The sequence below is a fragment of the Parvibaculum sp. genome, from assembly GCF_035325945.1.
GTDB lineage: Bacteria > Pseudomonadota > Alphaproteobacteria > Parvibaculales > Parvibaculaceae > Parvibaculum.
Window position 1 is genome coordinate 67,035 of sequence record NZ_DAOKYX010000012.1, and the last position, 9,913, is coordinate 76,947.

A 9,913-nucleotide genomic window follows, 5' to 3' on the forward strand; every position below is an offset into this window, starting at 1 on the left:
AGGCGCGTGACGCGCCGGACTTTCAATGTAATATGCCTTCCAAAATCAAATCCGGCCTTGAAGGCCGATAAAATCAAAAAACTTCGGGAGGAAGTCCATGCCTTGGAATTTCGGCGACATTCTCGACGCCATTGCGCCGGTCCTGCCTCAGGACGCGCCGGCTTTCGCGCATCTCGACCGCACCATCACCTGGGGCGAGTCGACGCGCCGCACGAACAATCTCGCCCGCGCCCTGATCGAACGCGGCGCGAAACCGGGCGACAAGGTTGCCTTCTACATGCGCAACCGGCCGGAATACATGGAACTCCTCAACGCCTGCTTCAAGGCGCGGCTGACGCAGGTGAACGTCAACTATCGCTACAAGGCCGAGGAAGTCTTCTACATCTTCGACAATTCGGACGCGCAGACCGTCGTCTATGGCTCCGAGTTCCGCGACATCATCGAGGAGCTTCGTCCGCGGCTGAAGAAGGTTGGCACCTTCATCGAGGTGAGCGATTCGAACGACATCGCTCCCTTTGCGGAGCGCTATGAAACGCTCGCCGAAACGGGCTCCGGCGAAAGGCTCGATATCAAGCGCTCGCCCGACGATCTTCTCTTCATCTACACCGGCGGCACGACCGGCATGCCCAAGGGCGTGATGTGGCGGCATGACGACCTGCGCGAAATCCAGCTCGCCGCCGGCCGCAAGCTCGGCCCCGTGCCCGAAACGATGGATGCGCTCGTCGAGGCGATCAAGGCCATGGGCCCGGCGGGCCCGCATCTTCCTGCCTGCCCGCTCATGCACGGCACCGGGCTTCTGAGCTCGCTCAACGTGGTGATGAGCGGCGGCTGCATTGTCACCCTCGAAAGTCCCTCGCTCGACCCGGAGGAGCTCTGGGCGGCCGTGGAGCGCCACAAGGTACAGACGATCGCGATCGTCGGCGACGCCTTCGCCAAGCCGATGCTCCGCGCGCTGGAGGAAGCGCCCGGCAAATACGACCTGTCGAGCGTCGTGACCATCGTTTCCTCTGGCGTCATGTGGTCGACGGAAGTGAAGCGCGGCCTGCTGAAGCACATTCCGCAGGGCATCATGACGGACAGCTTCGGCGCCTCGGAGGGCATCGGCTTCGGCGCCTCGATGATGACGGCGGCGGGCGAAATCCAGACGGCGAAATTCCAGATCGGCGACCGCTGCAAGGTCTTCGACGAAAACGACCAGCCAGTCGAGCCCGGCAGCGGCAAGCCCGGCATCATCGCCATGGCGGCGCCCATCCCCGTCGGCTACTACAAGGACGAGGAAAAGACGGCCAAGACCTTCCGCACGATCAATGGCGAACGCTACTCGATCCCCGGTGACTGGTGCACGGTCGAGGCGGACGGAACGCTGACGCTTCTCGGCCGCGGCTCGGTCTGCATCAATACGGCAGGCGAGAAGGTCTATCCCGAGGAAGTCGAGGAAGCGCTGAAGACCCATCCCGCCGTCGACGATGCGCTCGTCATCGGGCTTCCCGACGAGAAATGGGGACAGGCCGTCACCGGCGTCGTCAAGATCGCCAGCGGCCAGAGCTTCGACGAGGCGGAGCTGCGCGCCCATGTGCGCGAACAGCTCGCGGGCTACAAGACGCCGAAGCGCATCATCATCGGCGCCGTTCCCTTCCGCGCGCCGAACGGCAAGGCCGATTACAAGGGCGTGACCGAGTTCGCGAAGCAGGAACTTGGCATGGCCTGACCCTCCCCTATCGGGACACATGAACGACGAGACGTCATGGCCGGCCTGTCCGGCCATGACGCGAATACAGGGGAGCAAGTCATGAACCAGGACGAATTCGCAGCGCTTCTCGCGCGTTTCTCTGCCGCCGCCACCGCGGGCGATGGCAAGGCTTTCGCCGAATGTTTCACCCAGGATGCGGTCTATCACGACTACATCTATGGCGATCACAAGGGCCGCGCCGAGATCGCGCATATGCTGACGGAGCTCTTCCATCGCGATGCGCGCGATTATGACTGGCGGATGATCGATCCCGTCTGCAACGGCGATCTCGGCTATGCGTGGTCGCTGTCGAAATTCACCTCGACGCTCCCTGCCTATGAAGGCAACGAGATCGTCATCGACGGCATGAGCCGCTTTGAGCTCAGGGACGGGCTCATCAGCGACTATCGCGAAAGCGTCAATGGCGGTGTCGCCATGGCGCAGCTCGGCGTCGAGGAGCCGCGTCTGGTCGGCGTCCTGCGCAAATGGGCGCGCCAGCTTCGCGCCCGCCCCGAGGTGCAGGCTTACCTCAAATCCTGATGCCGTTCCTGCCAATATTCGCGGCAGGCTTGATTTGACAGCCGCCACGCGGTCATTGGCAATTGCCTCGGCCGACGCTGCTGATATTCTGTGACAACCTAAGTATTACAGGCGACAAACGAGGAAGCACCAATGGAACCGCTCGAGAAGTTCCGGCAGGAAACGCGCGAATGGCTGGAGGCGAACTGTCCGCCCTCCATGCGCACGCCGATGCCCGAGGATGAAACGCCCTGGGGCGGACGCAATGCGCGATGGAAAAATCCGGATTCCAAGGTCTGGCTCGACCGCATGGCGAGCCGCGGCTGGACCGCGCCGACCTGGCCGAAGGAATATGGCGGCGGCGGTCTCAGCAAGGAAGAGAACCTCGTTCTCCAGCAGGAAATGCGGCGCATCAAGGCGCGCCAGCCTCTTTCGAGCTTCGGTATCTGGATGCTCGGGCCGGCGCTTCTCGAATTCGCCAATGAGGAACAGAAGCGCGAGCACCTGCCGCCCATCGTGCGCGGCGAGATCCGCTGGTGCCAGGGCTATTCGGAACCGGGTGCCGGCTCCGACCTCGCCGGCCTGCAGACGAAGTGCGAGGACAAGGGCGACCACTATCTCATCAACGGCCAGAAAATCTGGACCTCCTACGCCGACAAGGCCGACTGGATCTTCTGCCTCGTCCGCACGGATTCGACGAAGAAGCATGAAGGCATCAGCTTCATCCTCTTCGACATGACGACACCGGGCGTCGAGGCGCGCCCCATCACCATGATTTCCGGCGCCTCGCCCTTCTGCGAAACCTTCTTCACCGATGTGAAGGTGCCTAAGAAGAATCTCGTCGGCGAGCTGAACAAGGGCTGGACGATCGCCAAGCGCCTGCTTCAGCACGAGCGCGACATGATTTCCGGCATGGGCCTCGGCTCCGGCGTCGGAAGCTCGGCAAGTCTCGAATCGCTGGCCAAGGATTATTTCGGCGAAGCGAATGGCCGCGTGGCATCGGCCGCGCTGCGCGAGCGCATCGCCCAGCAGAAGATGGACGGCAAGGCTTTCGCGCTCACGCTTCAGCGCACCGCCGAGGAAGCGAAGGCGGGCACGGGCACCGGCGCGGCCTCCTCGATCTTCAAATATTACGGCACCGAGCTCAACAAGCGCCGCTACGAGCTCATGCTCGAAATTCTCGGCACGCAGGCGCTCGGCTGGGAAGGCGAAGGCTTCAGCAACGAGGAAATCGGCATCACCCGTTCCTGGCTGCGCTCCAAGGGCAACTCCATCGAGGGTGGCACATCCGAAGTGCAGCTCAACGTGGTGGCCAAGCGCGTGCTCGGCCTGCCGGACTGAACCGGGCAAGCCGCGCTCCCTCGCAAGGTGAGCGCGGCGCCCTCCTCCCGCTTTCAACCAGAAAATCAAAGAGTCGAATTCGATGGCACTGGCACTCACCGAGGAGCAACAGCTTCTACGCGATACGGCGACGCAGTTCTTTCAGGAGCGCGTTCCGATCGCCAATCTGCGCAAGCTCAGGGATACGAACGACCCCGCCGGCTTCGATCGCGACATCTGGAAAGAGATGTCCAATCTCGGCTTCGCCGGCATTCTGATTTCCGAGAAATATGGCGGTTCCGATTTCGGCCCCGTCGGCCTCGGCCTCGTGCTCGAACAGGCAGGCCGCACGCTCGCCGCAAGCCCGCTCATCTCGACGGTTCTGCTTTGCGGTTCGGCCGTGCAGCTCGCCGGCAGCGCGACGCAGCGCCAGGAAATCCTCTCCGCCATCGCGGCTGGCGAACTCATCATGGCGCTCGCGCTCGAAGAAGGGCCGCACCACAACCCGGCGCATATCGCGACGCGCGCCGTCGGCGAGGGCTCGTCCTTCCGCATCAGCGGCAGGAAGACCTTCGTGCTCGACGGGCATGTCGCCGACCGGCTCATCGTCGCGGCGCGCACCTCCGGCAACGTCAATGACAAGTCCGGCGTGACGCTCTTTCTCGTCGATCCCAAGGCGCAGGGCGTGAAGATCACGCGCACGCATATGGTCGACAGCCGTAACGCCGCCAATGTCGAGTTCGACAATGTGATCGTGCGCGCGGACAGCGTGCTCGGCTCGGTCGATGGCGGCAACGACGTGCTCGAGCAGGTTCTCGACATCGCGCGCATCGGCCTTTCCGCGGAGATGCTCGGCCTCGTTCAGGCGGTCTTCGACCAGACGCTCGACTATCTGAAGGAGCGCAAGCAGTTCGGCGTCACCATCGGCTCGTTCCAGGCGCTGAAGCATCGCGCCGCCGTGATGTTCTCCGAGATCGAGCTTTGCCGCTCCGTCGTGCTCGACGGCCTGTCCGCGCTCGAGGCGCGGCGCAACGACGTGCCGCAGGCCGCGAGTCTCGCCAAGGCGCGGCTTTCGGATACGGCCCGCCTCCTCACCAATGAAGGCCTGCAGATGCATGGCGGCATGGGCATGACCGATCAGTTCGACATCGGTCTTTACATGAAGCGGGCCCGCGTGGCGGCCGCGACCTTCGGCGACGCGAATTTCCACCGCGATCGCTACGCGACGCTCGAAGGCTTCTGATCCGGGCGTAATCCCGCCGCAATTTGTCCGAATTGTGGCGGGAGCGGCCTCGGCCCGCCGGAATACGGGTAACGGTTTGTAATTTAATGCGCGCTTTCTTGACACCGCCAGCAGAGCGGTATGAGCTTGCGCCAACGCACTTCTCTCACGAGAGAATTTTATCGATTCGGGAGTGACGACATGTACAGGATGACCCTTGCAGCCCTGGCGGCCGCCGCCGGTATCTTGATCGCCGCCGCGCCGTCATTCGCCTACACGACCTATGAGATCCAGGGCTCGAATGGCGCCAATTTCACGAGCCCCGACGACCAGCAGCAGTCGCAGAACGGCTTCAGCTTCTCCACGCGGACGTCGACGGGCTCGGCCAATCCCTACGATCCCTTCGCGACATCGAATTTCGGCGCCCCCCAGCAGCAGCAGGAGAACCTCTCCCGCGACATGAACTGGCAGGGCACCGGCTATTATCTGCGCCCCAACAATTGACGGTCGCGCGATGCATTCAGAAAGCGCGGTGTGCAGGCACCGCGCTTTTTCTTTGAGCGGCAGCGCCTGAGCCCTCCGATACTCGACAAGGCCGGACGCTCGTCCCATACTGCGCCCGCACCCGCCCGGCGGGCGCCCACCCCTCGATCAAGGACGACAGAGACACCGGCATGGCTGACGACAAGAACACCGACGATCTGCCCGAGCGCATCACCGTGCTCGCCAAGGATTTCACGCCCGCGGCCATGGAGTTTCATCGCCGGAACATGAGCGAGAAGGGCTACCGCATGGAAGGGCAGATCGTGCGCCGGAAGTTCCAGATGATCGAAGGGCTCGGCGCGCCGAGCGATCTGTTCGACGGCGAGCTCCTCTACGCCGTGACCTTCGTCCGCAAGCATATCGAGAGATGATCCAGGCGGGGTAGCTCACCCGCGCAAGCTTCGAGATTTTCCCGCATTTTCAGGCGTTTGGCACACAAGCGCCCGGCTCGGGAGTGGACCGGTCAGCCTAAACGGTTGACTTGGGACGGGTAATCCTGTCTCCTTCGTCCGCAATCGACATTTTGGCCTGCCTTGGCTGATCTGCCCTTCGGGCCACTCAAGACACTTCCAAAAATCAGGTTGTCATCACAGCCGCGCGATGGAAGCGCGGTTATTTCCGCACGCAAGTGCGCAAGGAGACCTATATGGCTACTGGTACCGTGAAGTGGTTCAACGCTCAGAAGGGCTATGGCTTCATTCAGCCGTCCGATGGCGGCCGCGATGTGTTCGTGCACATCAGCGCCGTCGAGCGCGCCGGACTGAGCACCCTGAACGAGGGTCAGAAGATCAGCTACGAGCTGGTCACCGAGAAGGGCAAGACGTCCGCCGCGAACCTCTCGGTCGCGTAAGATCCTTTCGATCTTGTGACACGGATGGCCGGGCCTAGCGCCCGGCCATTTGCATTTGGGGAGGCAAAGCGCATCCGGGACGCCTCCGCTTCAGCGCCATTTCGCGTTATCGCATGCGCCCGTCCGGGCTAGACTGCCCGCCCAGCGAACGAGGCGGACGGAATGGCACCTTCATCGGCCGGGCGGGCAATGGCCTTCATCTTCGTGACGGTGCTGATCGAGACGATCGGCTTCGGAATCATTCTGCCCGTGCTGCCGCAACTCATCGTGGAGCTGACCGGCAGCGACATCTCGACCGCCGCGCTCTATGGCGGCTGGCTCGCCGTCGTCTATGCGGGCATGCAGTTCTTCTGCGCGCCCCTGATGGGCAATCTCAGCGACCGCTTCGGGCGCCGGCCCGTGCTTCTTCTCTCGCTCGCGGCCTTCAGCATCGATTATGCCCTGATGGGCCTCGCCCCGACGCTCGGCTGGCTCTTTCTCGGCCGTCTCGTCGCCGGGATCACCGGCGCCTCCTACACGCCCGCCTATGCCTATGTCGCCGATGTGAGCCCGCCCGAAAGGAAGGCGCAGAATTTCGGCCTGATAGGCGCCGCCTTCGGCCTTGGCTTCATCATCGGCCCGATCATCGGCGGATTGCTCGGCGATCTCGGCGTTCGCGTGCCATTCTTCGCCGCCGCAGGGCTCGCGCTCGTGAATGTCGTTTATGGCTATTTCGTCCTGCCCGAAACGCTGCCGAAATCCGCCCGCCGCGACTTCTCATGGGCCCGCGCGCATCCGCTCGGCGCTCTCCAGGCGCTTCGCCGCTATCCCGTCGTGCTCGGCATCGCGGGCGTGCTCTTCCTCCACTATCTCGCGCATCATTCGCTTCCGGCCGTGTGGAGCTTCTACGGCGCCGAGAAATTCGACTGGGGCCCGCGCGAGATCGGCTATTCGCTCGGCGCCGTCGGCCTCATGATGGCGATCGTACAGGGCGGGCTCATCGGAAAGATCGTGCCCCGCCTCGGCGAAAGGCGCGCCGCCTATATCGGGCTTGCCTTTTCGGGCATCGCCTTCCTCGGCTACGCCTTCGCGCCCAACGCCTGGGTCGTCTATTTCTTCATGGTGCCGAGCGCGCTTTCCGGCATCGCCTACCCCTCGCTTCAGGGCATCATGACGGGGCTCGTGCCCGCCAACGCGCAGGGCGAGCTGCAAGGCGGGCTCGCCAGCGTCTCGAGCATCACCGCCATCATTAGCCCCTTCGTGATGACGCAGCTTTTCGGCTATTTCACATCGCCCGCGGCGCCCGTCCACTTTCCGGGCGCGGCCTATTTCGTGGCTGGTCTTCTCGAATTCGCCGCCGTCGCCATGCTTCTCCGCGTGATCCGCCTCAAGCCTCTGCCTGCGCGGAGCTGAAGCGGCGGCTGCATGATTTTCCCGCTCTTTTCTTGACAGGCGGCGGCGCGGCCGCTTGCATCGTTACGGCGTCCCGCCGACAGACGCCCCGGCAAGGGGCAAGAGGAACCGATGAGCCTTCAGCTTTACGCGATGAACCTCCTGCTGCGCTACCAGATCAAGCGCCGCTTCAAGAAGGCGCCGGATGTGATGACGCTCCGCCCCGTCATGGAGGCGCAGGAGCCGATAAGCGCGAAGCTCCCGGCCGAGATCGTCCAGCAGCAGATCGAACTTGGCGGCGTGACGGTCGAGAAATTGACCGCCAAGGCGGTCGCATCGGAAGGTGCGGTCTTCTACATCCATGGCGGCGGCTGGGTCGCGGGCTCGCCGCGCACGCACCGCCCGCTCACCTGGCGCCTCGCGACGAAGCTCGGCATGCCGGTCTATGCGGTCGATTACCGCCTCGCGCCCGAGCATCCCTTCCCCGCCGGTCTCGACGATTGCCTTGCCGCCTACCGCGCGCTGATCGAAAAGGTGCCGCCCTCCTCCATCGTCATCGGTGGCGATTCCGCGGGCGGCAATCTCACTCTGGCGCTGGCGCTCCGTCTCAAGGCTGAAAACATTCCGCTGCCCGCGGCACTTTTCTGTCTCTCGCCCGCGACGGATCTCGCCGCCACAGGCAGCACCATTCACACCAATGCGAAAGCGGACGCGCTCTTCGTCGAGGAGATGATGCACACGCTGGAGCCGCGTTACGCGCCGGGCGCCGATCTGCGCAATCCTTTCCTCTCGCCTCTCTATGGCGATGTGGCGGGCCTTCCGCCGACGCTCTTTCAGGTTGGCGACACGGAAATGCTGCTCGATGATTCGGTGCGAATGGCGCAGAAGATGCAGGCGGCCGGCGTCGCGGCGAAGCTCGATGTCTGGCCGAAAGTGCCGCATGTCTGGCACCTCATGGCCGACATCCTTCCGGAAGCAAGACGCGCCATCGACGATCTCGTGGCTTTCATTCGCGTGCATGTCCATTCCGCCGGGCACCCGTCGCTGGAAGCGGCCGGAACCCCGGCCATCGCAGCAAGGCAAACGCCCATGATCAAGGTTCACCACCTCAACAATTCCCGTTCGCAACGCATTCTCTGGCTGCTGGAGGAGCTGGGCGTCCCCTATGAGATCGTCCCCTACCAGCGCGACGCCGTGACGAACCTCGCGCCGCCGGAACTCAAGGACATTCATCCGCTCGGCAAGTCGCCGGTCATCAGTGATGGCGATCTCGTCGTCGCGGAATCGGGTGCCATCATCGAATATCTGGTTCGCAAATATGGTCAGGGCCGGCTCATGCCCGCCGAAGGCTCGCCGGACTTCGTCAGATATCTGCAATGGATGCACTTCGCCGAAGGCTCGGCCATGCTGCCGCTTCTGCTCGCGCTCTATGTCGGGCGCCTTGGCGATGCGGGCGCGCCGCTTCATCCGCGCATCTTCGGCGAGATCGCAAACCACCTCTCCTATATGAACGGCGCGATTGAAAAGGGCGGCTATCTGCTCGGCCACGAATTCAGCGCCGCCGACATCCAGAACTCCTTCGTTCTCGAAGCGGCGAAGCTGCGCGGCTTTCTCAAGGATTATCCGAACCTCCTCGATCTCCTTGCGCGGCTGCAGGCGCGGCCCGCCTATCGGCGCGCGCTTGAACGGGGCGGGCCCTACGCCTTCGCCTCCTGATGGACGGGAGCCATATCGAGCAGGTGATCGGCTTCATCCGCCTCCATTCGGAGTGGACGGGGCCGATCATCTTCCTCGTCGCCTTTGGCGAGTCCTTCGCCTTTCTGAGCCTTCTTGTCCCCGGCACGGCGATCATGATCGCTGCGGGCGCGCTGGTGCCGGAGGGCATCATCCCCGTCGCTCCGCTGATCCTTGGCGGCATTGCCGGAGCGACCCTCGGCGACGGCATTTCCTACTGGCTCGGGCGGCGCTTCGGCCACGTCGTTCCCGGCATGTGGCCCTTCTCGAAACGGCCCGAATTGCTGCGATCCGGCCATGAGTTCTTCGCGCGCCATGGCGGCAAGAGCATTTTCATCGGCCGCTTCTTCGGCCCCGTTCGCGCCGTCGTGCCGCTCGTCGCGGGCATGATGGACATGCCCGCGCACCGCTTCTGGCTCGCCAATATCGCCTCGGCGCTGATCTGGGCCCCCATGCTCACGCTTCCCGGCATATTCGCCGTCTCGGCATGGAAGATGATCGACCAGGAGGAAGGCTGGTGGCCGCTCCTCCTTTTCGCCGGCGTCATGGCGGCTCTCGTCGTCCTGTGGTTCGGCTGGACCTATCGCAACGGCAAGCGCTAGACCTATTCGGCCGTGTGGCGCCC

Annotated in this window: 10 protein-coding genes and 1 pseudogene; all 11 read left to right on the forward strand. The window is 63.7% G+C overall.

All coding sequences use genetic code 11. The features are described 5' to 3' along the window. The first annotated feature begins 97 nt into the window (after positions 1-97). The gene (locus PKA57_RS08225) at positions 98-1,708 is read left to right on the forward strand and encodes an acyl-CoA synthetase (RefSeq protein WP_324299395.1); all 1,611 of its coding nucleotides are present in this window, start codon (positions 98-100) and stop codon (positions 1,706-1,708) included. 81 nt (positions 1,709-1,789) lie between these two features. Next, positions 1,790-2,269, forward strand: coding sequence for a nuclear transport factor 2 family protein (locus PKA57_RS08230; RefSeq protein ID WP_324299397.1), 480 nt, complete (start codon positions 1,790-1,792; stop codon positions 2,267-2,269). A gap of 132 nt (positions 2,270-2,401) precedes the next feature. Beyond that, positions 2,402-3,589 (forward strand): acyl-CoA dehydrogenase family protein, encoded by a 1,188-nt coding sequence (locus PKA57_RS08235; protein ID WP_324299399.1) that lies wholly within the window; start codon positions 2,402-2,404, stop codon positions 3,587-3,589. An 82-nt stretch (positions 3,590-3,671) separates the two neighbouring features. Further along, positions 3,672-4,811: an acyl-CoA dehydrogenase family protein gene (locus tag PKA57_RS08240; protein ID WP_324299400.1), complete on the forward strand. Its 1,140-nt coding sequence runs from the start codon at positions 3,672-3,674 to the stop codon at positions 4,809-4,811. 180 nt (positions 4,812-4,991) lie between these two features. Beyond that, positions 4,992-5,294, forward strand: coding sequence for a hypothetical protein (locus tag PKA57_RS08245; protein ID WP_324299402.1), 303 nt, complete (start codon positions 4,992-4,994; stop codon positions 5,292-5,294). 170 nt (positions 5,295-5,464) lie between these two features. After that, complete coding sequence (locus PKA57_RS08250; protein WP_324299404.1) at positions 5,465-5,704, forward strand: AMP nucleosidase; 240 nt, start codon at positions 5,465-5,467, stop codon at positions 5,702-5,704. Positions 5,705-5,979: 275 nt separating this feature from the next. Beyond that, the gene (locus tag PKA57_RS08255; RefSeq protein ID WP_324299406.1) at positions 5,980-6,183 is read left to right on the forward strand and encodes a cold-shock protein; all 204 of its coding nucleotides are present in this window, start codon (positions 5,980-5,982) and stop codon (positions 6,181-6,183) included. Positions 6,184-6,345: 162 nt separating this feature from the next. Then, positions 6,346-7,575 carry a TCR/Tet family MFS transporter gene (locus PKA57_RS08260; protein ID WP_324299408.1) on the forward strand — a complete coding sequence of 410 codons (1,230 nt, stop codon included), beginning with the start codon at positions 6,346-6,348 and terminating at the stop codon, positions 7,573-7,575. Positions 7,576-7,782: 207 nt separating this feature from the next. Then, positions 7,783-8,493: pseudogene (locus PKA57_RS08265) on the forward strand (alpha/beta hydrolase); the annotation flags it as partial. Positions 8,494-8,643: 150 nt separating this feature from the next. After that, complete coding sequence (locus PKA57_RS08270; RefSeq protein ID WP_324299414.1) at positions 8,644-9,270, forward strand: glutathione S-transferase; 627 nt, start codon at positions 8,644-8,646, stop codon at positions 9,268-9,270. Further along, positions 9,270-9,890 (forward strand): DedA family protein, encoded by a 621-nt coding sequence (locus tag PKA57_RS08275; protein WP_324299410.1) that lies wholly within the window; start codon positions 9,270-9,272, stop codon positions 9,888-9,890. Before PKA57_RS08270 ends, PKA57_RS08275 begins: the two co-directional genes overlap by 1 nt. Positions 9,891-9,913 lie beyond the last annotated feature (23 nt).

Excerpts from the sequence above, each read along its gene's own strand:
- PKA57_RS08225 (WP_324299395.1), top strand. The coding sequence starts at position 98 with ATGCCTTGGAATTTCGGCGACATTCTCGACGCCATTGCGCCGGTCCTG.
- PKA57_RS08230 (WP_324299397.1), top strand. The coding sequence starts at position 1,790 with ATGAACCAGGACGAATTCGCAGCGCTTCTCGCGCGTTTCTCTGCCGCC.
- PKA57_RS08235 (WP_324299399.1), top strand. The coding sequence starts at position 2,402 with ATGGAACCGCTCGAGAAGTTCCGGCAGGAAACGCGCGAATGGCTGGAG.
- PKA57_RS08240 (WP_324299400.1), top strand. The coding sequence starts at position 3,672 with ATGGCACTGGCACTCACCGAGGAGCAACAGCTTCTACGCGATACGGCG.
- PKA57_RS08245 (WP_324299402.1), top strand. The coding sequence starts at position 4,992 with ATGTACAGGATGACCCTTGCAGCCCTGGCGGCCGCCGCCGGTATCTTG.
- PKA57_RS08250 (WP_324299404.1), top strand. The coding sequence starts at position 5,465 with ATGGCTGACGACAAGAACACCGACGATCTGCCCGAGCGCATCACCGTG.
- PKA57_RS08255 (WP_324299406.1), top strand. The coding sequence starts at position 5,980 with ATGGCTACTGGTACCGTGAAGTGGTTCAACGCTCAGAAGGGCTATGGC.
- PKA57_RS08260 (WP_324299408.1), top strand. The coding sequence starts at position 6,346 with ATGGCACCTTCATCGGCCGGGCGGGCAATGGCCTTCATCTTCGTGACG.
- PKA57_RS08270 (WP_324299414.1), top strand. The coding sequence starts at position 8,644 with ATGATCAAGGTTCACCACCTCAACAATTCCCGTTCGCAACGCATTCTC.
- PKA57_RS08275 (WP_324299410.1), top strand. The coding sequence starts at position 9,270 with ATGGACGGGAGCCATATCGAGCAGGTGATCGGCTTCATCCGCCTCCAT.